Below are 24,102 nucleotides of genomic sequence, written 5' to 3' on the forward strand. Positions count from 1 at the left end.
TGGAGCATGCCGAGGGTCATCGCCGCCGGCATTACACGGGCCCATCCGGCAGGCTGCGTGCCCACAGGTGCCCCGACGAACAAACTCAAGAGGGCCGGGGACGCGGCCGAGTCGGCGTGAGGCAAGCGGAGCACCCGGCCTCACTGGCGACGCGGGGCGAGATCCCCCATCCTGGGCGCTTACCGCTCCAAACCGAGGTGACTCCATGTCGTTCCGCGTACCACGACTCCTTTTTGCGCTCCTAGCCGTTTCCGCCCTCGCGCTCTCCCCCACCCAGGCGACAGCCCAGGAGGACGAACTCCCCACCATCGAATCGAAGACGGAGGGCACGCAGGCCTTCACTGGCTTCTTCAACCTGTACTGGGACGACGGAACGGGTGCCTTCTATTGGGAGATCGACAAGCTCGACACGGAGTTCCTCTATCAGATCTCGATGGGCTCAGGCTTGGGCAGCAACCCGGTAGGTATCGATCGGGGTCAGCTCGGCGGGGCTTACATCCTGTCCGCCAAACGAATCGGCCCACGCGTTCTTCTCATGGAGCCGAACTATCGGTTCCGCGCGATCTCTGAGAATCCGGCTGAGGTGGATGCGGTACGTGACGCCTTCGCGCCGTCCGTGCATTGGGGTTTCGACATCGTAGCTCAGAGCGATGACCGTGTGCTGGTGGACGCGACTTCGTTCTTCCTCCGGGATGCTCGTGGCATCGCTGACCAAATCGCCGCGCGTAATCAAGGAACTTTCACGCTCGATCGCAGTCGCAGCGCGATCCACTTACCAGCGACTCGTGCGTTCCCAGAGAACATCGAAGTGGAGGCGACGCTCACGTTCACGAGTAGCGACCCTGGTTTTCTAGTTCGCAGTGTCGCTGCGAGTGGTGGAGCGATCACGCTCCGGCAGCATCATTCGTTCATCGCCCTGCCCGACAACGCTTATGAGACGAGGGTCGCAGATCCTCGGGTGGGCGTGCAGGGTCCGACCATCGCCGATTACGGGACGGCGATCGACGAAGATCTCCGAGTCCGTTGGGTCGCGCGGCATCGCCTCGAGCGGACGGATCCGATCGCCGAGCGCTCAGCCGCGGTCGATCCCATCGTCTACTACGTGGATCCCGGTACTCCAGAGCCCGTCCGCAGCGCCCTGATCGAGGGAGCCCGCTGGTGGAACACCGCATTCGAAGCGGCTGGTTTCATCGATGGTTTTCAGGTCGAAGTGCTTCCTGACGGCATTGATTCTCAAGATGTCCGCTACAACATGATCCACTGGACGCACCGGCGGACACGCGGCTACTCCTACGGCAACACCATCACCGACCCGCGCACCGGCGAGATCATCCGGGGCGTCGTCAATTTGGGCTCACTGCGCCTTCGCCAGGACTACCTACACGGCCAGGGTATGGTGCCTCCCTTCAGCGGCGGCGGCATTACCGAACAGGATTTCCTGTCCGCCATGCCGGGTTCGCTGGAGTCCGGATGTGAGTACTACGAATCCTGTGCCGAGTTTGAAGCGGCGCCCAACTTCGAATACCTGGCACAAGTGGCTCCCGAGTCGGACGCCGTCGAGATGGCCCTCGCACGGGTGCGGCAACTGTCCGCCCATGAGGTCGGGCACACGATCGGATTCCCGCACAACTACATGGCAAGCGCATACGGCCGGGAGAGTGTGATGGACTATCCGGCGCCATACGCCCAAATAGACCGGAACGGCCAGATCGACCTCTCGAATGCATACGTACAACGCATCGGGAAGTACGACGAACTCAGCGTGAACTGGCTCTACCGAGACTTTCCGGCGGGGACGGACGAGGTTGCCGCGCTACGAGAGATCGCAGACCAGGGCGTCGCGGAAGGGCTCGTCTATATGGGCCACACGAACAACAACTTCATCGGCGCAGCCCATCAATACGCCAGCGTATGGGACAACGGCTCCAACTTGGTTGACCACCTTAAACTCGAGATTCGCATTCGTGACATCGGGCTGGACAACTTCGGGCCGGATGCCATCAGAGACGGCGAGCCGCTTTCGAACCTCGAGTACGTGCTCCTGCCGCTCTACATGCACCACCGCTTCCAGCTCCGCTCCGCAGCCCAGAGTCTGGGCGGTGCGGATTATCGTTACGCCCTGAAGGGTGATGGACAGACGCCGTTCACCGTCGTCGACGCAGACGAGCAGCGTGACGCCCTGGAGACGATCCTGTCCACGTTGAGCGTGGACTTCCTCGCCTTGCCCGACAACATCCTCGAGCTCCTCCCGCCCCCGGCGTATCGGCATGCGGATGGCGAGTCCTTCCCGGGCAACACCGAACTCATCTTCGACCCCCTTGGTGCGGCCGGTGCCGCGGCGGCCTTCGCAGTGGGAGAGATCCTGCAGCCGCAGCGCATGGCTCGACTCGTTCTTTACGGCAGTCAGGGTGACTATCCCGATCTTGAGGAGGTCACGGACCGGCTGCTGGACGCGACCTGGGGTGTGGCAACGCCGAGCAACGAATATCAGGCGCAGGTTCTCCACACCGTACAGCGGGCCGTGGCCGACAAAATGATGCAGCAGGCCAGTCGTTCGCAGACGGCCGCGGAAGTGCGCGCGGTACTCGCGGACCGGATCGATCAGCTCGCCGCTGGAATCGAGGCCGCAGGCTCCGCAACACCTCACGAGCGCCTAGTGGCCGCAGATATTCGCCGCTGGCAGTCGCGCATCGAAAACACGATTCCTGGGCCAACGCTGCAGATGCCCGCTGGTGACCCGATCGGCGGAAGCAGCCGGAGCGGCGGCAGAGGCAACAACTAGATCGGGGACTCCGGTCTCGATCCCGCCAACAGCGGTGACTCGGGACCGGAACCCACCCGTCTCAGGGCGACGGAACCCGGGCGGGACTCCTACCCGTACGAACCATAGGTTCCTCCGGGGCCATAAGACCCCGACGCATCTCATCCTGGCCCGGTCCACGCGGCATCACCACAGTGGATTGGGACGGAACAGGCACCTTCGCCCTGTTTCTCAGTTCAGGAGCGATTGGTATCGGCATCATCGCCCTGAAGGCTTACAAGGCCCAACTCGATTCCAAGCTCGAATGGGCGAAGCTGCAGCGGGTCGACGACAGCGTCGACGAAGACACGGCTGAGCACATACGGCAACTCGAGCGACAGGTCTAGCGCCTGACCGAGCGTGTGGACTTCACCGAGGATCTTCTCGGCGCAGGACAGGAGTCGCCAGAAGGCGGACCGACTCCTTAGGCTTCAGGCGGGGTCAGCGCCCCGCCCCAGCGGGCACGTTGAGGAAGATCCGGTTTACGGCCCCGGAGTTCGCAGATCCAATCTCGGGAAACCCGTCGCCGTTGAGGTCACCTGCCGTGATACCGTAGGACGTATCGCGTTCCTCGCCGAGCCACTGCCCTTCCGTAACCCCTCCCGCACCGTCGTTGAAGTACACAGCGTTCCGTTCCCGGACGTTGCCGACGACGACGTCAGGCGCCCCGTCGCCATCGACATCAGTGACCACGACCGCGTAGGTCTGCTCGTTCCCACCAAACATGAGACCCGGAGCGAATGTCCCGTCGCCTCGCCCCATATATGTGGCGTTCGGCTCACCAATGTTCACCGCGACGATATCCAGCGTCCCGTTCCCGTCCAGGTCCGCTAGTGCCACGGAGCGGGTCTCGTCGCTCCCCGTGCCGAACTCCACGGCTCGGTCGAAGCCGAGATTTCCGTCGTTGATGAGGATCTGGTTCGCCTGTCCGTCACGGTTGGCGAGCACCAGGTCCGGGTGTCCGTCCGCATCGACATCTCCAATGGCGACGGCAATCGTGGATCCGTCGGCCTCACCAAACTCCACTTTGGGGCCGAAGTGTCCGGTCCCGTCATTCAGGTAGAACCCGTTCGCGGTACCGCGATTGGTAACAAAGACGTCCAGCGAACCGTCGCCGTTCAGGTCGTAGAGCTGCGCGCTCCGTGTTGGTTCAACCTCCGGACCCACAGACCACGCCAATTCGAAGCGACCGTGGCCGTCATTCAGGTACACCCAGTTCTCGGCTCGATCATTTCCGACCACGACGTCGACATCTCCGTCGTGGTCAAGATCCCCGGCCGGCGTTGCGTAGGTCGTCGCCTTTTCCGGACCCAGCGCGAAACCCACAGTGAACTGGCCTACACCATTGTTCAGGTAGACCTCGTTGAGTTGGGCCCAGTGCCGTCCGTTGGCGTAGATGACATCAAGGTCCTGGTCCCCGTCAACGTCCACGAAGGTGACCCCCGCCGTCAGATCCTCAGACGAACCCAAGATCGTCCGATTATTGGTCGTGAGCGCGCGAGTCTGGGCGTCGACCGGGCGAGGAGTGAGAACAAGGCACGCAGCCAAGGCGCAGCACATCCTAGTGCGTCGCACGGCCGGACATAGTTGAGAGATCATCCCAGAACATGTCGCAGAAAACGGGAAGCCGGCAACCGTAGGGACAAAAAAAGAGACGCCCCGCGCAATGCGGGACGCCTCTTCTGTCCTTCTTAACCCAGATCTAACTAGCGACCACGTTCTCAGCGGCCGGACCTTTGGCTCCTTCGACGATATCAAACTCGACCGAAGCTCCCTCGGCGAGGGTCTTGAAACCCTCGGCCTGGATCGCGCTGTGATGGACGAAGCAGTCCTTGCTTCCGTCCTCCGGCGTGATGAAGCCAAATCCCTTCTGATCGTTAAACCACTTAACGGTTCCCTTGGTACGCATTTCGTGCGCTCCTTGGTGATGCGAGCCGGAATCACGTAAATACGTACTAACCGACCTGCTGATTGCGCGGCACTCCCGCGCGGGCGTGACCAACGTGGTCACAAATCCAAACGACGTCGACCTCCTAGAAACACGAGACCATCGCCGTCATTTTCAAAAATCAAGCCTCATCTCTGATGACTCTTGTACGCCCAACCTTCGCGCATTTCCCCTGCCCTTGCAACGCCTAGGTGAGCTTTCTCATTCGGGCCCCATCCGAGGGGTTCGACTCGAAGAGTCTTAGCGACCCGTCCTCGCTCACGGGCGAGGCCCGAATCGCCTATCGTCGGCGGCGTGTCTGCGCGTCGCAGAGCGACATTTGTCCGTTCGGCCGCCGGGGTCGCTCCATCGAATCGATGAGGACGTCGACGTCACCTCCGGCGTCCGCTTGCACGTACCACGTGGTGCAGGTCGTGCCCCCCAAGAGCTCGGCGCGAAACCGTACCTGCGTGAATCCCGCCGAGGACACATCGAAGGTGCGCGTCTCGTTTCCGGGAATTCGCCCAATGCGCCGCCGACCCGGCTCCGTGATGTAGAGCGTGGCGTCCATGAAATTTACATTCCGTACATGGATCTTGACGGTCCGCGACTCAGGTCCGGAAGAACGTTCCGGACGTGCACCGCCAGTGCCTCCAGCGAATGGGTCGGCAGTCGGTCGCCCGCTCCCGGCCACGCAGGCAGAGAGTCCGAGTAGCAGCAGGGTGTATAAAATCGCCCCGAGTGACCTGGAGTAGAATCTTTTCATGGCCTTGGGTTACTCCGTCGAACTGAAAAAAGAAGAAGAACGATCACCATAATGAACAGCACCTCCCCGATGCCGAACCCGCCAAAACTAGAACCTGCCATCAGACCCGCTCGCTCCTCAATCCCTCGTGCCCGATTCGCTCTCACTCGGCGTGAGGAGCTTCTCGGTGAAGTCCAACCGCTCGACCAATGCCACGATTTCGCTATGGGTAGCGAGCAACTCCTCTTCCATCGCCTCGACGCGCTGGATGAGGTGATCCGAGCGACCGTCCGTACCGCGACCACTCTCTAATCGACTCATGCGGTGGAAGAAATACGCAAACATCCCGACCATTCCGGTCGTGCCGATCACGACTGCGAACAGCAAAATTAGAATTGCGATGCTCATTCCCTTCCCTTGCCTTTTGTTTCACCGGCGTGGTGGAAAGACTTTACCGGCCGAGTCAGAATAGAACATCTTCCCATACTCCCGGGGGCCGCCCCGTGTTCGCCTCTAACATACACATTGCCCGGAAGTCGGTATGAGCGAGGAGCACAAATACAGCGACGAAGAGCTCAACGAGATCTTTGGCCGGGCGGTGACCGGATCTTAAATCGAGCCTCATGCCGAATCTGAGGCGTCTGGATCGCACTCTCCCGTGCACTGACAGACCGGGAATGGGGCGTGCTGGTTGGTGAGCTCCGCGAGACGTTCGGCGCCAAAGGATCTTGGGCGCGCGGCGCTCGTCCTTCCGGTCCTCATGACCTTCTTCGGCGCAACGGCCGTGGCCTCGAACCTCTTGAGGCTCTCTACCTGGGCGGGCCGGCGACAGGCGCAGATGGTCCACATCGGTGAAACCGTAACGGCACTGATCGGCGCGACGCCCCAGGGGCGTTAGTCGTGTCTCCCTGCTCCCCGCATGACACGGCTCGGGGTGAACTACGCCTCGGAAGTCAGCGCTTCCATTCGCGCGACGCCGTCTAACCCGACAATGGCATGTACGACCTCGTCTGCGAGCGCCGGATCAAACCAGTGACCTAGCGCCTGTAGACCCGCGAACGCAGCGCGTGCCTCGGCATACGCGGTCTCGAGGACAGCCCGCGCCGAGTGGCGGAAGATGCTCTCGACAGCACCCTCTGCAACGGCTTCACCGTTCCAGAATCGATCAAGCGCAGCCTTTTCCTCAGGCGATCCATGATGATGGATCTGCGACGTGAGGAGGTTATGCGTCCGTCGGCCCACATCGAATTCGAAATCGGTGAGATCGTCGACGATCTGGAAAGCCGTACCGAGTTGGGCCACAGCGACCTCGGCCTTGGCCATCTTTTCTGCCATGTCGCCCGTTTCAAGCACGCTCGGAGCAGCAAACGCTAAGGCGAAAAGCGACCCGCCCCGGATCCGATGCACCTTCTCGACCATGACCTCCGGTGTCGGGATCTCATCGACCCCTCCCTCTTCGGAGCCTTCTAGGATGCCGATCGAGGCCATGCGGTCCAAGAGCCCCTTCTGTATACCATCGCGCTGATCCCCCGTGAGGATCGCAGCGTCCTGTGCCCGGTCCAACACCTTCCGTGTCAGCCGCTCAAAGCTCATGAGCTGTAGAATGGACACAAAGCGAACCCCAGCGTGGGGCGCGAGCGGCAGAAGCGACTTTTCCTGGTCGTCGAAGATGTTGTCTGCGGCCGTGATCGTGCCCTTGATGCAGAAGTTCAGCTCCGTGTACGCCTTCAACCGATCCTGAGTCACACCGAGGGACCCGAAGATCGAGCGGAAGAGGATCAAGAAGAAGTACTCCTGCAAAAAGTGGAGCCCCTCTGGAGTTGTGACTTCACTCGCGGACGGCACGTGTGCGGCCTCTGTGCGGAATTCCTCCCCGAGAACCCCTTCCAGGTCCGCGTAGACCATCCGCACAGCGTTCGCTTGGGCCTCCATATCACCGGCCAAATGATCCCAAACGCCCTGTCCAGCGAGGAGCAGGACAGCATCCTGGGAACGAAAAACGGGAGAAAGCGTCATGGGGACCGAATCAGTGTGTTGGGTACAGGTACCAAGACTGGGAAACTAGCGACTTCACGCCGTCCTCAGGAAGCACCGGCAATGTGTTTACCCGCCATCGCAAGGCCATAAAGCGTCAGGAATGGCTCAGTCTCATCGACAGTCTGAAGGTGAGGAGCAATCGTGTTCGCGAAGCCGCCTGTGGCTACGACTAGAGCATCCGGACTTCCCCACTCGTTCTTTATCCGCCTCACGATGCCATCTACCGCGTCGAGCGCCGAATAGAAGACGCCGCTCTGGATACAGGTATCCGTACGGCGGCCAATTACTAGTCCGGGTGGCTGGAGTTCGACCTTGGGCAGCTTGGCGGTACGTGCGGCCAACCAGTCCATGCCGGCATTCAGCCCCGGGGAAATCACCCCACCCTTGAAGACGCCCTCGCCCGTAATGCAGTCGAAGGTGGTGGCGGTCCCGAGATCGACCGCGATCGTGTCTCGATGGTAGAGCTCCATAGCCGCGAGTGTATTTACCACACGATCCGCGCCCACAGACATCGGCTCTTCAACGTCGAGCCGAATGGGCAGGTCGCTCCCCGGACCGACCGCAAGCACGTCGCCGCTCACGATCTTGCCGAGAGTCTTCATCCACACGTGGTTCACCGACGGTACGACGGACCCGACAACCCCCTGGGTGATGAGGTTCTCATCGACGCCATCGCCGGTCAAGAATGCACGAATGAGCGCGGTCATCTCGTCCTCAGTGCGCGGGACGGATGAAGATACACGCCAATGATTCACGATGTCGGTCGGGCTCAATGCCAAACCAACAACGGTCTCGGTGTTACCTACGTCGACGACGAGTTGCATCGGTCTCTCCAGACTCAGAATCTCGACAGAAGAATCACAATATCGGCCGCACGCTCCCTGCGACGACAGATACCCGCGAGCCGTCCGGCCGCTCCAGTAGGAGCATTCCTTCCGGACTGATCTCGATAGCCACTCCTTCACCGGCTTGTTCCGTGATCACGCGACGCCCGGAAAGAACATCGCGGTCCCGGAGTTCAGCCAGTTCGGTCACCCCGATCATACGGCCCGCAGTCTCGGTGAGCCCTGCCAGCTCCCTAACAAGCGCCCCTGCCAGTGCCGAATGACGCACCGGTGTCACTGCGAACTCTTCAACGGCACCCGCACGGTCAGCAATTTCCGGGGGCAGGTCCTGGACTGTCGCCCTCACATTGATCCCGATCCCGATCACGACGCGACCTCCCACTGCCTCACAAAGCACACCACCGACCTTGCGATCCGCGATGATGAGGTCGTTCGGCCACTTCAGACCCACACGAGACGCAGACCCGCGCCACCCCAATACTGACTGTTCAATGGCGCGGGCCGCGGCAATCCCACTCAGGAGTGGGAGCACGGGAGCACTCTCGGGCCCCGGACACGCGAGGAAAGAAATCCACAGGCCGCCCTGCGACGGAGAAAACCAATCAGCCCCCCGGCGGCCCCTTCCTTCAGATTGTTCATCCGCAATCACGACGGTATGTACGGGAGCCCCTTCAGAGGCACAGCCGAGGAGTACGTCATTCGTGGATGTGACCCGGTCCCACACAAGCAATTGAGGGACGCCCCATGCCGCGGCCCATGTATGCAACGGGGCCCCCTCCCACTCCGTCATCATCGGATGCATCTGCTAGGCGAGCAGGCTCAGCGTACCCATAGGAAGGTCAGGAACCCGGCTCCCGCGACCCAGCAATAGGGAGCGAAAAGATAGAAAGATTTCTTGCTGAGCATGGCCACGAATGTCTTGATGGCGAAGACGCCGGTAAGCGCGGCCGTGACACCACCGGCCAGGAGAGCAGCCGAGCTTGGTCCCCCGCCCCCGCCCAATCCTCCGAATTGCAACACAGCCGCTCCAGCAATCGCGGGAACCGCCATCAGAAAGGAAAACGCGGCTGCCTCCTCCGATGCGACACCGAGCCACAGTGCGACAACCACTGTGGACCCCGAACGGGAAATACCGGGCACCAACGCGAATGCCTGCGCAACCCCAATCGCCAAGGCAGCGGTCCAGCCTGGCCGAGCGAGGGCCGCGCGTTCAATGGGGCCCCGACTCGACCACAAAACGACCCCGGTTACCAAAAGAGCGATCCCGGGCGCCATGGGGTTCTCGAAGAGCCCCTCGATCCAGTCCTTCGCAAAGACACCAGCCAGGCCGGCTGGGAGTGTCGCGACCATCAGCAATCCGACGTACTCGTAGGTCTTGCCGTCCTTCGCAAAGATCCCGGACACAAGAGCCAACACACGCTCTCGGTACACCCATAGGATCGACACGAGAGTCGCGACATGAACCGCGACCTCAAACACGACGCCGGTCATGTCGATCCCCATCAGGGTCTGCGCGATGACCAGGTGTCCCGAACTCGACACGGGAAGGAACTCGGTGGCCCCCTGGACGAATCCGAGAAAGACGGCCTCCCAGATCGTCACTCGCCACCGCCGTTGACCACTCGGTCGTAGTATGCCTCGTACTGTGGCACCACGCGGGCCGCAGAGAAGCGTTCAACCGCCATGGCACGGGCGCCCTCCGACAGTCTTTGCCAATGATCCTCATCCTCTAGGATCCGGGTCCCGGCATCGGCCATGCCATCGATGTCTCCGATGTCCAACAAATATCCGGTTTCCCCGTCCACAACGACCTCTGGGATCCCACCCGCGTTCGATGCCACTACCGGAGTCCCACATGCCATGGCCTCCAGAGCGGCCAAGCCAAACGACTCGCTCTCTGAAGGGAGCAAAAAGAGGTCGGCGCATGACAACAACTCATGCACGGAGGTGTGTTTCCCCAAGAAGAGAACCTGATCACGAACACCCAGTTCCTCCGCCTTCATGAGCGCCCTGAGTCGATCCGGGCCATCTCCGACCAGTACGAGGCGCGACGGCACCTTGTCATTCAAGCGAGCGAACGTGGCGACCACGTCCTCGACGCGCTTCACAGACCGAAAGTTGGAAATGTGCATGACAATTTTCTCGCCGTCGGGCGCGAGTGTAGCCCTGTGGCAGGGCTCCAGGCCCGGTCGAAACACCTTCGTATCGATGAAGTTCGGAATCACTTCGATACGGTCCTCCGGGACAGTGAAATCACGAACGGTCTCACGCTTCAGGAACTCGGACACCGCAGTGAGCCCGTGAGAACGAAGAATCGAAAACCGGGTGATCGCGTGGAATGACGGATGCAGACCCACCAGGGTGATATCGGTCCCGTGCAGCGTCGTCAGAATCTTGAGATCGCGCTCTTGAGCGAGCATTTCCTGGGCGATCCAGGCCGACGTAGCATGCGGAATCGCATAGTGTACATGGACGAGGTCCAGTTCGTGCTTCTTGGCAGTGTCATGGAGGGCGACAGCCAAGGCCAACGAATACGGTGGGTGCTCGAAGAGGGGGTAGTCCTCCATCTCTACTTCATGGAAGAAGACCCGCTCGCGGAACTTGTTGAGCCTGAACGGCAGAGCATACGACACGAAGTGGACCTCGTGCCCCCTCTCTGCGAGAAGGAGACCCAACTCGGTAGCTACAGCACCGGATCCGCCGTACGTCGGATAACAGGTGATTCCGATTTTCATGGTGTGGCTCCCAAGGACAGGGATCGTGACCCGGGCAACGAGCCCCCTGCTGCACTCCACCCTAAAAGTACGGACGACAGCTGCTCTTGGACCGGCCGCATCGCGTCGATATGAGGGACGGAGGTGGGCAGTTGATGTCGGTACCAAGTGATCTGTCGCCGCGCGTAGCGGCGAGTGGCCTGCCGGACCTCACTTAGGGCCTCGTCGAGCGTCATCTCACCTTCCAAGTGGCGTGCGATTTGCCGATAACCTGTACCGGTCATACCAGGATCGTCCATCCCGTAGCCTGCATCCAGCAAGCTGCGTACCTCCTCGAGTAACCCCCGTTCCACCATGCTCTCAACACGAGCATCGATTCGCCGATCCATCTCGTCCCGAGGCACATCCAGAACGACCACAAACCCATTCAACGGGTCTGCCTCCGTAGGCGCCTCGCGGTGCCACCACGACAGAGGACGTCCCGTAAGCAGCGCTACCTCGATGGTACGGGTCATACGTCGTGGCCCACCCTGCACCGCGAGTTCCGCCCGAACAGGGTCAAGCCGGTGAACCCAGAGTGCGAGGGTCTCCACATCCATCTGGGCCATATAACTCCGCAGGGCCTGCAGTCGGGCCTCATTCAAGGGTGGCTCGGCGAAGATCGGCTCCATCACGGACTTGAGAAAGAAACCGGTGCCGCCGACGAGCAACGGGAGCCTGCCCCGTCCCCGGATTTCTCCGACCCACCGCCGAACATCACGGGCGAACCGGCCCGCGGAATACCGTTGGTCGGGATCGATGAGGTCGAGGCAGTGGTGAGGGACCAGGGCGCGAGCCTCTGCAGTCACCTTGTCTGTCCCCACATCCATGCCGCGATATACCTGACGCGAGTCCATCGAGATGATTTCAACGGGCATCCGCGCCGCCACGGCCATGGACAGCTGCGTCTTACCCGATGCAGTGGGCCCGACGATGGCCAGGAAGGTCGGCGTCTCTCCTTTCACTTCAGCGGCCGAACTTTCGGGCCAACTCCGCCCCAGAGAGCCGCACGAGAGTAGGGCGTCCGTGCACATCGTGGTGCGGCAATTCGGTCGCGAAGAGCTGATCGAAGAGTTCCTGCATTTCGCCGGCTGAGAGCTTCTGCCCGGCTTTGATTGCACCCTTGCAGGCGAAGGTCATCGCGATCCGCTCGTGTTGGTTCTTCGCCGAGCGCACCAACTCTGACCCGTTGGTCAGTTCGTCGATCATTTCCCGAAAGGCACGTTCCCCATCGAAGTAGCGATGCGGGTTCGGCACCGCATGGACGATCACCGTGTCTCCACCAAACGGTTCGACCTCGAAGCCAGAGCGCTCAAGGAGCCCCTTGAGGTCTACCACCTGTTCGAGTTCGAGCGGAGTCAATCTGATGGTCAACGGAAAGAGAAGTCGCTGGCCGTCCTGGCCGCCCCGGTCGTAGGCGTCCATCAACTGCTGGAAGAGCACTCGCTCATGCGCCGAGTGCTGATCTACGATCAAGATTCCGTCGCGGGTCTCGGCAAGGATGTATGTATTGAGAACCTGCCAGAGCCGCGGACGCGAGGCGCCGACGGGATCCACCGGAGTGTAGGAGCCCAGTCGCTCCGTGAGCGAATCGGATCTCTCAGCACCGCCCGAAGAGCTGTCACCGCGCGGTTGCACCGCTTTCGGAGCACCGCCCGATACGAACAACGCCATCTGGTCGTCGGGGTCCGGAGCCGGCGGTGGGGGCGTGTCACCCCGTTCCCTCACAGCGAGACTCGGAGCTGCCAATTGTGTGTCGAACGTCGCGGAACTGTGCTCGGCGTCCAGCGCCTTCCGTACCGCGATCTCCACCAGCTCTTCCACGCGCGGCCAATCCCGGAAGCGTACCTCTGCCTTCGCTGGATGTACGTTCACATCAACAGACCCATCTGGGACGTGGAGATAGAAGAAGATCCAGGGTCTCACACCGTGAGGGATCGTGGTGCGATATCCACGTTCCGCAGCCTGCACGATCTGGGGCGCCCGGAACGGTCTCCCGTTCACGAACAAGAAGCTGCGTCGCATACCTGGCTTGGCCGCGTCTGGCCGCTGTACGAGCCCCTTCAACTCCATTCCGTTCTCCTCACCCGTAGCGAGGATCAGGGTACCGGCTTCCTCCGGGCCCCATAGTTGTGACACACGGCCCGCGGCGTCCTTCGCTGCGGGGAGTTCCAGCAGGGTGCGTTCGTCCGACGTGAGTACAAATCCGACCCGTGGATTCGCTAACGCCAGCGCAGTGACCGCTTCACTTACCGCACGGGTCTCGGCGGACACCGCCTTCAGAAATTTAGCGCGGACGGGAGCATTGAAGAACAGATTCCGAACTTCGATTGTAGTCCCGCGCTGCCGGGGCAAGTCCGCCACGGACGAGATTTGTCCGCCGTTCACGCTGACCCGTGTGCCCACCTCGTCATCGGTGTCCTTGGTGTCGAGGGTCAAACGAGACACCGCGGCAATCGAGGGCAGAGCTTCCCCACGAAACCCAAACGTCCGAATACCCTTCAGGTCATCGGCGTGGGAGATCTTGCTAGTCGCGTGCCGATCCAGACTCAACAGCGCGTCTTCCCGGCCCATGCCTACGCCGTCGTCGCTTACGCGGATACGGCGTTTGCCCCCCCGCTCCACTGCGACGTCGACCTTGGTTGCTCGTGCGTCGAGTGCGTTCTCGACCAATTCCTTCACGACCGACGCAGGCCGTTCAACGACCTCACCCGCAGCGATTTGATTCGCCACGACGTCCGGAAGGATTTGAATGCGTCTAGCCATGCGTGAATCTACAAAGCGCCGGAAGGATGTTACGGGATGCGAGCATCAGGATACAGAATAGAAGCGGCAGGCGTTCTCGGAAGTGCGTCGCGCAACCTCCCCCACGCTGAGATCGAGATGACGCGCCACGGCCTCGGCCACATGTGCCACGAAGGCAGGCTCATTCCGCTTACCTCGAAGAGGTACGGGAGCCAGGTAGGGTGAGTCCGTCTCAATCAGCAACCGATCGTCCGGAACTTGGCGCAGCAGATCCACAGGCTCAAAGCTCTTGAATGAGGCGATTCCGGAAAAGGAGACGTACCAGTCGCACGCCATCGCTTCCGAGAAGGCCTTCTCGCCCCCGGTGAAACAATGCAATACGCCCATGGTACCGGGCGGCATTCCTCGAAGAGCGGCAGCCACTTCTTCGTCAGCGGCCCGCGCGTGTACAACCACAGGAAGATTCAACTCCGCGCCAAGCGCCAAGTGTGCGTCGAAGAGTCCTCGCTGCACATCTCGTGGAGCGTTGTCATAGAAGAAGTCGAGGCCCGTCTCACCGATCGCGACCACCTCGTCATGACGAGCGAGTTCACGGACGGCGTCTACGGCATCGGGAGCGGCCTCCCCGGCCTCGTGCGGGTGGACACCTGCCGTGCACCACGCGCCATCGACGTCTGCGACGAAATCGACGGCTGCTTGGGCATCACTCACATTCGAAGCAATCGACACGAAGCGGGTCACCCCTGCCTCAGAGGCCCTACGCAACACCGCCTCCCGGTCCTGCCGGAAGGCGGTGTCGGTAAGATGACAGTGGCTGTCGAAGAGCTCGATGAGGCTCCCCCTCACTGCTGCCGCTCGCGCGGCGCGGTCTGAGTCTTAGCTGGGCGGTACTAAACCGTGGCGGGCTCGATCTTCGTTTTCTTCTCACTCGACTGTCCTGTACCGAACCTCTTCTGAATTTCGACCAGCGCCGGAGATGCAACGAAGACCGACGAATAGGTACCGATCACGACACCTAGGATCAGAACGAGCGTGAAGTCGAACAGGACGGGACCACCGAGGATCAGCAGCGCCATAAGCACCGCCAAAGTTGTTCCCGACGTCAGAACCGTACGCGGCAACGTCTCATTGATCGAGCCATTCACGAGATCGATCGGGTCGCGCTTGCGCGCCCCCTTCTTCTGCAGGTTCTCGCGGACACGGTCGAACACGACGATCGTGTCGTTGAGCGAATACCCGACAATAGTCAGGATCGCCGCCACGGTCGGCAGCGCGATTTCGACCTTAAACACAGCCAGGAACCCAAGCGTGACCAGCAAATCGTGCGCCGTCGCGATCACCGCGGCCATTCCGAAGCGCATCTCGAAACGGAACGCGAGATACAGCAACGTCAGCAGGAACGAGAAGAGGATCGCGTACAGGGCCTTGACCTGGAGCTCACCACCGACCTTCGCACCGACCAGTTCCGTACGAACGACTTCGAAGGTCCCGGAAGGGTACACGGCGGAGATTTGAACTTCCACCGCCTCCGCAACCTCATTGATCGACGAATCGTCATCGATCGGGGCCCGAATCACGTATTCGTTCTCCGTACCGAACCGGGTTACCGGGGGCGCCTCAGCACCACCAAGCGCAGCTCGTAGCGCTGCGTCCGTGATCGGTTCGTCGAATCTCACCTGGATCAGCGAACCGCCGGTGAAATCGACCCCGTAGTTCTGCCAACTGCCAATCGTAGCCACGTTGAGGATCATCGCGGCAATCCCCAGGGCGATGATCACACCGGAGACCACGTAGGCCTTCTTGCGCCCTTCGATGAACTTGTAGGCGCTGTCTTGAAAGAGTCTCATGGTTGTCGTCGGTCAGATGCTGATCGGATCCGATGCCTTCTTCCCGTTCAGATAGAACAGGAAGAGGGATCGGGTCACGAAGAGAGCGGAGAAGAACGACGCCACGATTCCGATCGATAGCGTCACTGCGAAGCCCTTAACCGGGCCCGTCCCGAACTGCATGAGAATCAGAGCCGTAATGAGCGTGGTGATGTTGGCGTCGACAATCGCCGACATTGCGTGCTGGAATCCCTCATCGACAGCCGTGCGTGTTGCGCGTCCTTCGTCGAGTTCCTCACGAATGCGTTCGAAGATCAGAACGTTGGCATCGACTGCCATGCCGACGGACAGGATGAGTCCCGCGATACCCGGCACCGTGAGCACTGCCCCGGTACCGATACCGGCGAGCCCTCCCAGGACGAGGACCACGTAGACCCCCAGCGCGGCAATGGCCAGGAGACCGGCCATCTTGTAGTACGAGAGCATGATCACGACCACCATCACGAGGCCGACGATTCCGGCAATCTTCCCCTGGTCGATCGAGTCTTGACCAAGTGAGGGGCCGACGGTGCGTTCTTCGATAATGTTGATCTTCGCCGGGAGCGCACCGGCCCGGAGCACGAGGGCCAAGTCAGCCGCTTCCTCAAGAGGAGTCCCTGCGCCCATATCGATCTGGCCACGCGCGCCGATGCGATCACGGATGACCGGAGCGCTCATGACTTCGCCGTCGAGTACGATGGCGAGGTAGTCGTTTACATGCTGCCCGGTGACCTGGCTAAAGACACGACCACCTGCACGAGAGAATTCGAACTGAACCTGGGACTGGTTGAACTGCGGGTCCCTGGATGCCGTTGCATCCTCCAGAAGGTCACCCGTGATGAATGCCTCCTCTTCGAGCACATACAAGCGCTTGTAGGTCCTCGCACCCTGGGCGACGAGTTCGGATCCCCATTGCAGTACTTGGTTACGTGGATAGGCGCGCTCGACGCCCTCGATCCCTAGGAACATCTCTGCGACCGGCACGTCCTCGATGGCAATGAGGAAGGTCCCTTCAGCGTCGCCGAAATTCAGGAGAGACGAGAAAGGTCGCAGCGCGTCTGCAGCATCCAACTCCGCTTGCGCCGCGTCTTCCGCTTCCGTCTGCGCTGAGTCGCTCTCGGCACTCGTTGAGTCTGCCGTGTTCCCGAAGAGTAATCCCTCGAGATCCGTCTGATTGGTCGGACCTGCGACGTCGCGACCTAGAGCCCGGATCGAGTCCACGCCGAGGGTCGCGACAATCGCACGATCCATCCGGGTCAAGGCGTTCTCCATATCCGAGGACACCACCACGAGTTTGAACTCGAGGAACGCGTTACGCTGAACGATGTCCTTGGCCTGATCCTGGTCAGACAAGCCGGCGAGCTCGACGATCAAGCGGTCACCCCCAACCTGCTGGATGAGCGGCTCTTCAACGCCGAGTTCGTCAATGCGGGTCCGAATGATTCGATCAACCCGATCGATCATGTCGGCCTTGGCGGCAGAGGTCATGGTGCCGTCAGGGTCGTCGACTTCGAGAGCGAGGTGCATCCCGCCCTGGAGGTCCAGACCGAGCTTCAGGCCGTTCGAGTAGAGTTGCCACCCTGACATCATGATGACCAATGCAATGAGCACCAGCCGACTTCGGAGCGTCTTGAACATGAACTAACGTGGGTTCGACGAAAAAATGGCCCCCCGAGGAGCCACGAGCGGTGCTGTGTTAAACCGCCTTACGACAGCAGGTAAAGTTCTCCTAGCCCCACGGACGTGTCAATCGGCCAGATCCGCGTTTCAACGCGTGCAAACCTGCCCGCGAACGTCATACGCGCCTTGGAGGCGCGTATGGACTGCGAACAGCCCGCTAGAAGTACAAGAGCGTCTGCACCTCTTTAAGGAACATTCCGTGTTACCGCTCTGAGGCGACTCGATATCGGCGTTCGCGCCGTAGAGGGCTCGGAAGGCACGTTCGCCCCACTCCCCGCTTGCCCACTCGATCAGTTCTACTTCTGTCAAACAAGAAGAGCTGGTTGATCGCCTTGGGTCCCTCTTCTACTCATTCTGACACAGGGTATCTCACTTCGGCTGCGTGTCGCATCTAGGGGCCCGAGTTACCTTGTGTTTCGCCACGCCCCTGAACCCTGGATATCATGTGATCGTCAGTCGCCGTGCCACCGTCATCACCTTCGCCTGCCTCGTGTTTTCCGCATGCGGCGGACCTGGCATTCGCGGAAATGCGGAGGTGGACATGCGGGTTACGGTCGCTCCCGAGCCGCCGACAATGGGTCCGGTCATGTTCACTGTGGCAGTTACGGATCTCACATGGCGCCCGCTCAACGGAGCCGGGGTATTAGTGATCGCGACGCCTCCAACGGAAACCCGCGAAAGCCAGGAGTACGCGGCCACTGGGATCGGAGCCGGTAAATACCAGGTCCCGAACTTCCCGTTGGACGAAGTCGGAAACTGGCGCTTCACCGTCCGGATCGACCTGGCGGGCGGCACATGGGCGGAAATGGACACTTCTATATCCGTGCGTGCGACCGAGGAGCAGTGAGCCCTAGTCCGCGAGGCCCATTGGGATCGTGATGCGGGCCCTCGCGCCTCTGCTCTGCTCTCCAACTTCAGCGTCCCACCGTGCCCTTCTGAAATCAAGACATTCTCCACGGTACTGGGGAGGACAGCCTCGGGCAGCGTGTAGAAGATCTCACCGTTCAGAAACTCGTCCCTCAGCTTGCCCGTGAAACCGCTGATGGTTGTTTCGAAGACACAAGAGAGAACTCGACCAGATCTGGCTGGCTGATCACCGGCCACTCCACCCCTCACAACATCGCCCCCCGCGTTCGCTCACTTTGGATCCTCTGTAGAAAGGGCCGTGCCAAACACGCATGACATGCTGTAATACATAACTGTGTATTGCTTTACATGATTCTTGTGACCTCGATTCGACATCTGTGCATCGTACGATCCCGGGACGACTCGTCCCATTAACGAACAGTGCTAACTCCCGAAATCGCACGACTGGCCCAGGCTTCCACCTCCCCACACCTTTCGGCACACCATTCCTAAGGAGATGCGCTCCATGCGCCGCACTATTCTGCTCGCAGTCGTGTCCGCTCTGTTCTCGGCACCCCCTGCCCCTACAGCGGCTCAGGAACGGGCTTGCTCGGTCGAGGAGTATCGGCACTTCGACTTCTGGCAGGGACGATGGGTCGTGCGGGCAGCCAACGGGGCCCTTGCTGGCCACAACACGATCAGCCCCATCCTGGCTCAGTGTGCACTCAGAGAGCACTACACGACCCCGTCGGGCTACGAAGGCGAGAGTCTCAACGTTTATGACATCTCCCGTGATGTGTGGCACCAAACGTGGGTGGACAACGCCGGATTGCTGCTTCAGCTAGAGGGCGGTTACAGGGGCGACGTCATGGTCATGCATGGAGAGACCCAAGACACCGCCGGGAATGTCACGCTCAACCGAATTACATGGTCGCGCGTAGACAGAGGTCGAGACCGCGTCAGACAGCTGTGGGAGTCATCGACGGATGGCGGCGACACCTGGAACGTTGGCTTCGACGGCACCTATATCCGACAGGAGACCGTGGCGGATTGGGACGTCTTAGTTCGGGGCGGAACGATCATGGACGGAACGGGCGCCGCCGGCTTCGCGGCAGACCTCGCGATTGTGGGCGATCGCATCGCGCGAGTCTCGCCGGTACCGTTGGATCCGGCGCGTGCCACCCGGGTGATCGACGCCGTCGGGTTGATCGTGAGTCCGGGGTTCGTGGACCTACATACGCACCTCGACCCGCTCCTCCGACTACCTGGGGCAGAGAGTCACGTCCGACAGGGCGTGACAACCGCTCTTGGGAACCCGGACGGTGGTGGCCCATGGCCGATCGCTGGGCTCATGGAGGAGGCCGAAGCGCTCGGAGTTGGCATGAATGTCGGGTTCATGGTCGGGCACAACACGGTTCGTGGGAACGTTATGGGCCTGGAAAACCGTGCCCCAACGGCGTCTGAACTGGCCCGCATGCAAGGGATGGTCAGGCAGGCTATGGACGAGGGAGCGTGGGGCATCTCCACGGGGCTCAAATATCTCCCAGGGGCCTTTTCCGAACTCTCTGAGGTGATCGCGCTGTCTCGGGTCGTCGGTGAAAAAGGCGGCTTCTATACATCTCATCTGCGCGAGGAGGGCCTCGGGCTCCTTGGAGGGGTCGGTGAAGCACTCGAGATCGGCAAACAAGCTGACATTCCCATCGTTCTGACTCACCACAAGGTCGTCGGACAACCCATGTGGGGCTCCTCCGTCACTACACTCGCGATGGTCGACTCCGCGCGAGGGGCCGGCACAGACGCGATGATCGACCAGTACCCCTACACTGCGAGTTATACCGGGATCACCGTGCTGGTACCGGCATGGGCACTCGCGGGCGGCAACGATGCCTTCTTGGAGCGCATGGACAGCCCAGCGCTAGCGGACAGCATCTTGGACGGCATCGCATTCAACATCATCAACGATCGGGGCGGAAACGACCTAAGTCGCGTTCAGTTGGCTCTGGTCTCTTGGGACCGGTCACTCGAAGGGAAGACGCTCCGTGACTGGGCCCTACGGGACGGTCTCGATCCCACTCCCGCCACGGGTGCAAGGCTCGTAGCGGAGGCCGTTCGTCGCGGCGGCGCGAGTGCGATCTACCACGCGATGGACGAAGAAGATGTCGCGCGTATCATGGCGCACCCCTGGACGATGATCGCGTCAGACGGGCGCCTGACAGAGCCAGGGGACGGGCACCCGCACCCACGCTGGTACGGCACCTTCCCCCGCGTGCTCGGGCGCTACGCCCGAGATGAGGGCATACTCACCCTCGAACAAGCAGTCCGGAAAATGACCGCCCTTCCTGCGGAACGCATGGGCATCAGAACACGTGGTCAGATCCGCGAAGGGTGGTATGCAGATCTCGTGATCTTCGACCCCACAACGGTCATCGATAACGCGACGTTCGAAGACCCACACCAGTACCCGACCGGCATCGACTGGGTCATCGTGAACGGCACCGTGCAAGTCGAAGACGGCGCGTACCGCGATCTAAGACCGGGACGTGTACTGCGCCGAGGCCGTAACTAGAGGGACTCTGCCCCGCCGCCCAGGCGATGGTAATAGATGTGCCCTTCGTGCCATCCGATATGCCACAAGAGGTGCATCAGGAACAGACGCGTGCCCACACCGTCCATGCTCGACGGAGGCCGGCCGGGATAACGCCCGTCCATCACCTCGTCGGACAGCGTAGCCAACGCACGCGTGACGATTTCGCGTGTTTCTGCGATTTCGGTAAGGAGTTCGTTCCGGGTGCAACGATCGGCGAACTCAGCTTCCCTGTCCCGGATGTATGCCGTCACCCCGAAACCTGCCCCAATGAAGTGCATCAGGTTCCCACAGAGATGCAACACCAGTGTTCCGGGGCTGTTCTTTTGGTCGCCGCTCACCGTCCAGATCTCTGCTTCCGAGGAATACGCACGTATCTCGCCAGCCAGCCGATCCAGTTCGCGCCCATAGATCGTCGCGAAGTCCTCACCCTGTGTGCTCATCGTGCTACCGCCTCCTTCCAGATATGCATGAACCCATTAGGATCGCCACGCAGCGATGCTGAGAGCCCGGGGTCCGGCACCAAAGTCATCTGTGCTTCATACTCCCCTCCGCGGCTCTCGTACCGGACAGCGATTACGTCACCTGGGGAGTGCGCCTGGAGAACAGCTCGCACGGACGTGTCCGCGTCGATTGTTTCGCCGTTCAGAGTCAAGATCCGATCCCCTCGATCCAACCCGGCTTCGTACATCGGAGAGCCCGTCACGGGGGTCGCCGTCACGGTCGCTGCACCACCGCGCATCTGGACGTGATTCGGATTGCCCATCCACGCACGGCCGGGGCGTGCCGGGCCGAGTTCGATGCCGGCGGCGGCCAACAACTTCGCGTACATCGGAGCCTGGGTGCCGCGTACGTAAGCGTCGAAGTATGAACGAGCGAAGATCGGGTCTCCGGTTGCACGGGCCAAAGCTGCTTCGATGTCGTCGACATTGTAGGAGCGCTCCGGAATGCCGTGCGTACGCCACATCTCTCGCATGACGTGGTCTAGCGTGATCCCGTCGAACGATGTTCGCAGCGTTAGATCGAGCCCCAGAGCTACTCCGGAGCCCCAGGTGTAATACGACAGGAAGGTATTTCCGCGGTTATTTGGATCGACTGCCGTTGCCGCGTCCACGAACGGAGCCTGCATGCTCATCTGGACGGGAGAGGAATGCGCTCGCCCGGGCGCGTTGGTCACTGAATTCGCGATACCACCCATCCTACGCGCGAACTCTGCGTCATCTACGAGGCCGCCGCGCCACAGGATCAAGTCGTCGTAATAGCTCGTGAAGCCCTCGGCGAACCAGAGTTCCATGGACATGTTGGCCTCTTCGAAGTCGAAGGGCTCGAGCGTCGTCGGTCGAATCCGCTCCACGTTCCACGCGTGGAAGAACTCGTGCGCCACTGTACCGAGGACACCAAGCATGTTCGACTCCAAGGAGCCCGTGCTGGTGAGGACCGTCGAGTTCCGGTGCTCCATACCATCGCCATCCACCCACGGGAGGTAACAAGCTAGGAAGGTGTACTCGCCATAGTCGAAGGTCGGGAGCTCTCCGTACACGTCTCGGGACCCATCCACGATCGCTGCAGCGGCCTCCGCGTACTCCTCAGCCTCCGCATCCGTGCCGGCATGGTGCAGCGCAACCCGTACCGTCTGGCCGTCGACGTCCCACTTCTTTTCCCAGAAGTCCGAAACCTCCGTGGGGCTGTCCAAGAAATAGTAGAGGTGTGGAGCTGTGAAGCGCGTTATCTCATCTGTTGGAGCGAGCTGAGTGGCGACACGCCAATCGCTCCCTTCGGGGATATCCACATTCAGTTCAATGGGGCGCTGCTCGAGACCACGGGCCCACATGAACGTGGCTGGCATATTCAGATGGCCATGGGTCCGGTCGATCCCGGCGTACGTGCCGTCCGAGTGATCCGCGTAGAGCGTATAGCTCACCCGTACGGTGCCGCCATGGCCGGCCACATCCCATTGATGGACGTTGGGCCGAGAAACGGTCACGTCACGACCATTTGCACCCGTGGCCCGAAAATTGTACACGTTTTTGGCGAACTCATGGAGCGCATAGCGCCCTGGGGACGTCCGGCTCATCCTCAGTTCGAGTGGCGAGGAATCCAGTCCCTCGTACAGTACGGTGATTTCGGCTTCGTGATGGGCACGGTTCTCGAACGAGATCGAGTACCGGACAGGTTCTTGGGCCTGGAGTGACGCTGCAAAGACTGCTGTGAAGAGCGAGAGAGCACCAAAGGAACGCATGACTCGATCCACCGCGAAGAAGAAGTCGTTTCGAACGGCCGCAAGCTACCTGTCGCCGAAAGCTAGGGCTATGTTAGCGCCATGACGTCGATATCAGAGGTCTTCAGGGCGCTCGCGACCCGTTTGGGCGCTGAGCGCATCGAGCGCGACGTCCCGCTCGCACCCATGACAACGTTTCGAATTGGTGGCCCCGCGGCACTTCTCTATCGGGCTCGGACGCCGGACGAGCTAGTGCTCGCTCTGCAGGCAGTCCGCGAACTCGGCGTGCCTCACTTCTTGTTGGGTAAGGGTGCAAACATTCTCGTTGGTGATGGCGGCTTTCGCGGCCTCGTCATCAGAGTCGAGGTGGACGGCATCGATTTCCTCGACGAGACAACGGTACGTGCCGGAGCTGGTGTGGAGACCTTCCCCAACCTCATCGATGCTACGGTTGCCCGGGGGCTCGGCGGCCTCCACCACTTCGTTGGCATCCCGAGCACTGTCGGGGGCGCGTTATGGCAGAACCTCCACTTTCTCTCGCCAGCCCCCGCACGCGAACGGACCGTCTTCATCGAGGAGGTCCTCGAGAGCGCGGATCTCTTCACAGAGGACGGCGAACGTAAAACCGTTGGCGTCGACTACTTCGAGTTCGGGTACGACGAGAGCGTCCTACATCACCGCGACGACGTTGTCCTCTCGGCCACGTTCAAGCTCGAACCCACACCCCTCGACGAACTCCGCCGCGTGATGCGGGACAATCTGGAGTGGCGTGACGATCGCCACCCGGACCTTTGGCTGTACCCGTGCGCGGGATCGATCTTTCAGAAGATCGAAGGCATCGGGGCGGGCCGCCTGATCGACGAGTGCGGTCTCAAGGGCCACACGAACGGTGGCGCTCGCATATTCCATAAACACGCGAACATCATCGTGAATCTCGGCGGTGCGACGGCCGCGGAGGTGCGTACGCTCATCGACCTCGCTCAGAGCACTGTGAGTCGAGAGAAAGGCTACGATCTCGTCCCGGAAATCGCGTTCGTGGGCGAATTCTGAGTCCGGC

At 61.1% G+C, this 24,102-nt stretch carries 22 protein-coding genes; 6 read left to right on the forward strand and 16 right to left on the reverse strand.

Going from position 1 to position 24,102, the window contains the following annotated elements:
- Positions 1-205 precede the first annotated feature (205 nt).
- Together P8L30_10720 and P8L30_10725 are read left to right on the forward strand one after the other, a co-directional pair.
- Positions 206-2,782, forward strand: a complete 2,577-nt coding sequence (locus P8L30_10720) for a zinc-dependent metalloprotease (GenBank protein MDG2240665.1) — start codon at positions 206-208, stop codon at positions 2,780-2,782.
- 173 nt (positions 2,783-2,955) lie between these two features.
- Positions 2,956-3,147 (forward strand): hypothetical protein, encoded by a 192-nt coding sequence (locus P8L30_10725; GenBank protein ID MDG2240666.1) that lies wholly within the window; start codon positions 2,956-2,958, stop codon positions 3,145-3,147.
- A gap of 94 nt (positions 3,148-3,241) precedes the next feature.
- Here P8L30_10725 and P8L30_10730 read toward each other — a convergent pair whose 3' ends face one another.
- The 4 genes from P8L30_10730 to P8L30_10745 all read right to left on the reverse strand — a co-directional run bounded on the left by P8L30_10730 (position 3,242) and on the right by P8L30_10745 (position 5,880).
- Complete coding sequence (locus P8L30_10730) at positions 3,242-4,375, reverse strand: VCBS repeat-containing protein (GenBank protein MDG2240667.1); 1,134 nt, start codon at positions 4,373-4,375, stop codon at positions 3,242-3,244.
- Between the two features lie 127 nt (positions 4,376-4,502).
- The gene (locus P8L30_10735) at positions 4,503-4,709 is read right to left on the reverse strand and encodes a cold-shock protein (protein ID MDG2240668.1); all 207 of its coding nucleotides are present in this window, start codon (positions 4,707-4,709) and stop codon (positions 4,503-4,505) included.
- 319 nt (positions 4,710-5,028) lie between these two features.
- Complete coding sequence (locus P8L30_10740; GenBank protein ID MDG2240669.1) at positions 5,029-5,493, reverse strand: hypothetical protein; 465 nt, start codon at positions 5,491-5,493, stop codon at positions 5,029-5,031.
- Between the two features lie 117 nt (positions 5,494-5,610).
- Entirely contained in the window at positions 5,611-5,880 is a 270-nt protein-coding gene (locus P8L30_10745; protein ID MDG2240670.1) for a hypothetical protein, read from the reverse strand.
- A gap of 286 nt (positions 5,881-6,166) precedes the next feature.
- Between P8L30_10745 and P8L30_10750 the strand changes: the two genes are divergently transcribed.
- Positions 6,167-6,370 (forward strand): hypothetical protein, encoded by a 204-nt coding sequence (locus P8L30_10750; protein ID MDG2240671.1) that lies wholly within the window; start codon positions 6,167-6,169, stop codon positions 6,368-6,370.
- A 41-nt stretch (positions 6,371-6,411) separates the two neighbouring features.
- Here P8L30_10750 and P8L30_10755 read toward each other — a convergent pair whose 3' ends face one another.
- The 10 genes from P8L30_10755 to secD form a co-directional block, all read right to left on the reverse strand.
- Entirely contained in the window at positions 6,412-7,488 is a 1,077-nt protein-coding gene (locus tag P8L30_10755) for a polyprenyl synthetase family protein (protein MDG2240672.1), read from the reverse strand.
- A 65-nt stretch (positions 7,489-7,553) separates the two neighbouring features.
- Positions 7,554-8,333: a type III pantothenate kinase gene (locus P8L30_10760; protein ID MDG2240673.1), complete on the reverse strand. Its 780-nt coding sequence runs from the start codon at positions 8,331-8,333 to the stop codon at positions 7,554-7,556.
- A gap of 34 nt (positions 8,334-8,367) precedes the next feature.
- A complete protein-coding gene (locus tag P8L30_10765) occupies positions 8,368-9,144 on the reverse strand; it encodes a biotin--[acetyl-CoA-carboxylase] ligase (GenBank protein MDG2240674.1) in 777 nt (258 codons plus the stop codon).
- Positions 9,145-9,173: 29 nt separating this feature from the next.
- Positions 9,174-9,956: an undecaprenyl-diphosphate phosphatase gene (locus P8L30_10770; protein MDG2240675.1), complete on the reverse strand. Its 783-nt coding sequence runs from the start codon at positions 9,954-9,956 to the stop codon at positions 9,174-9,176.
- Entirely contained in the window at positions 9,953-11,089 is a 1,137-nt protein-coding gene (bshA, locus tag P8L30_10775) for an N-acetyl-alpha-D-glucosaminyl L-malate synthase BshA (protein MDG2240676.1), read from the reverse strand. The genes P8L30_10770 and bshA overlap by 4 nt, the downstream gene beginning before the upstream one ends.
- Complete coding sequence (miaA, locus tag P8L30_10780) at positions 11,086-12,072, reverse strand: tRNA (adenosine(37)-N6)-dimethylallyltransferase MiaA (GenBank protein ID MDG2240677.1); 987 nt, start codon at positions 12,070-12,072, stop codon at positions 11,086-11,088. Before miaA ends, bshA begins: the two co-directional genes overlap by 4 nt.
- A gap of 1 nt (position 12,073) precedes the next feature.
- Positions 12,074-13,873: a DNA mismatch repair endonuclease MutL gene (mutL, locus tag P8L30_10785; protein ID MDG2240678.1), complete on the reverse strand. Its 1,800-nt coding sequence runs from the start codon at positions 13,871-13,873 to the stop codon at positions 12,074-12,076.
- Positions 13,874-13,918: 45 nt separating this feature from the next.
- Positions 13,919-14,698 carry a TatD family hydrolase gene (locus tag P8L30_10790; GenBank protein MDG2240679.1) on the reverse strand — a complete coding sequence of 260 codons (780 nt, stop codon included), beginning with the start codon at positions 14,696-14,698 and terminating at the stop codon, positions 13,919-13,921.
- A gap of 44 nt (positions 14,699-14,742) precedes the next feature.
- A complete protein-coding gene (gene secF / locus P8L30_10795) occupies positions 14,743-15,699 on the reverse strand; it encodes a protein translocase subunit SecF (protein ID MDG2240680.1) in 957 nt (318 codons plus the stop codon).
- 12 nt (positions 15,700-15,711) lie between these two features.
- Positions 15,712-17,355 (reverse strand): protein translocase subunit SecD, encoded by a 1,644-nt coding sequence (gene secD, locus P8L30_10800; protein ID MDG2240681.1) that lies wholly within the window; start codon positions 17,353-17,355, stop codon positions 15,712-15,714.
- 487 nt (positions 17,356-17,842) lie between these two features.
- On the opposite strand from secD, the gene P8L30_10805 reads away from it, so the two are divergent.
- The gene (locus P8L30_10805; GenBank protein ID MDG2240682.1) at positions 17,843-18,244 is read left to right on the forward strand and encodes a hypothetical protein; all 402 of its coding nucleotides are present in this window, start codon (positions 17,843-17,845) and stop codon (positions 18,242-18,244) included.
- A 525-nt stretch (positions 18,245-18,769) separates the two neighbouring features.
- A complete protein-coding gene (locus P8L30_10810; protein MDG2240683.1) occupies positions 18,770-20,809 on the forward strand; it encodes a D-aminoacylase in 2,040 nt (679 codons plus the stop codon).
- Here the strand turns inward: P8L30_10810 and P8L30_10815 are convergent.
- On the reverse strand, positions 20,806-21,270 hold the full coding sequence (locus P8L30_10815; protein MDG2240684.1) for a DUF1572 family protein: 465 nt from the start codon (positions 21,268-21,270) through the stop codon (positions 20,806-20,808). The genes P8L30_10810 and P8L30_10815 overlap by 4 nt on opposite strands.
- Positions 21,267-23,066 (reverse strand): PDZ domain-containing protein, encoded by a 1,800-nt coding sequence (locus tag P8L30_10820; protein ID MDG2240685.1) that lies wholly within the window; start codon positions 23,064-23,066, stop codon positions 21,267-21,269. Before P8L30_10820 ends, P8L30_10815 begins: the two co-directional genes overlap by 4 nt.
- A gap of 81 nt (positions 23,067-23,147) precedes the next feature.
- Here P8L30_10820 and murB point away from each other — a divergent pair, with 81 nt between their 5' ends.
- Entirely contained in the window at positions 23,148-24,095 is a 948-nt protein-coding gene (gene murB / locus P8L30_10825; protein MDG2240686.1) for a UDP-N-acetylmuramate dehydrogenase, read from the forward strand.
- Positions 24,096-24,102: the final 7 nt, after the last annotated feature.

Source organism: Longimicrobiales bacterium (assembly GCA_029245345.1).
In the GTDB taxonomy this organism is placed as follows: domain Bacteria; phylum Gemmatimonadota; class Gemmatimonadetes; order Longimicrobiales; family Gaopeijiaceae; genus CALFPJ01.

Bases quoted from the DNA above. Each gene is read 5' to 3' on its own strand.
- P8L30_10720 (MDG2240665.1), top strand. From the start codon at position 206: ATGTCGTTCCGCGTACCACGACTCCTTTTTGCGCTCCTAGCCGTTTCC.
- P8L30_10740 (MDG2240669.1), bottom strand. From the start codon at position 5,493: ATGAAAAGATTCTACTCCAGGTCACTCGGGGCGATTTTATACACCCTG.
- P8L30_10735 (MDG2240668.1), bottom strand. From the start codon at position 4,709: ATGCGTACCAAGGGAACCGTTAAGTGGTTTAACGATCAGAAGGGATTT.
- mutL (MDG2240678.1), bottom strand. From the start codon at position 13,873: ATGGCTAGACGCATTCAAATCCTTCCGGACGTCGTGGCGAATCAAATC.
- secD (MDG2240681.1), bottom strand. From the start codon at position 17,355: ATGTTCAAGACGCTCCGAAGTCGGCTGGTGCTCATTGCATTGGTCATC.
- P8L30_10810 (MDG2240683.1), top strand. From the start codon at position 18,770: ATGCGCCGCACTATTCTGCTCGCAGTCGTGTCCGCTCTGTTCTCGGCA.
- P8L30_10765 (MDG2240674.1), bottom strand. From the start codon at position 9,144: ATGACGGAGTGGGAGGGGGCCCCGTTGCATACATGGGCCGCGGCATGG.
- P8L30_10745 (MDG2240670.1), bottom strand. From the start codon at position 5,880: ATGAGCATCGCAATTCTAATTTTGCTGTTCGCAGTCGTGATCGGCACG.
- murB (MDG2240686.1), top strand. From the start codon at position 23,148: ATGACGTCGATATCAGAGGTCTTCAGGGCGCTCGCGACCCGTTTGGGC.
- P8L30_10760 (MDG2240673.1), bottom strand. From the start codon at position 8,333: ATGCAACTCGTCGTCGACGTAGGTAACACCGAGACCGTTGTTGGTTTG.
- bshA (MDG2240676.1), bottom strand. From the start codon at position 11,089: ATGAAAATCGGAATCACCTGTTATCCGACGTACGGCGGATCCGGTGCT.
- P8L30_10820 (MDG2240685.1), bottom strand. From the start codon at position 23,066: ATGCGTTCCTTTGGTGCTCTCTCGCTCTTCACAGCAGTCTTTGCAGCG.
- secF (MDG2240680.1), bottom strand. From the start codon at position 15,699: ATGAGACTCTTTCAAGACAGCGCCTACAAGTTCATCGAAGGGCGCAAG.
- P8L30_10755 (MDG2240672.1), bottom strand. From the start codon at position 7,488: ATGACGCTTTCTCCCGTTTTTCGTTCCCAGGATGCTGTCCTGCTCCTC.
- P8L30_10815 (MDG2240684.1), bottom strand. From the start codon at position 21,270: ATGAGCACACAGGGTGAGGACTTCGCGACGATCTATGGGCGCGAACTG.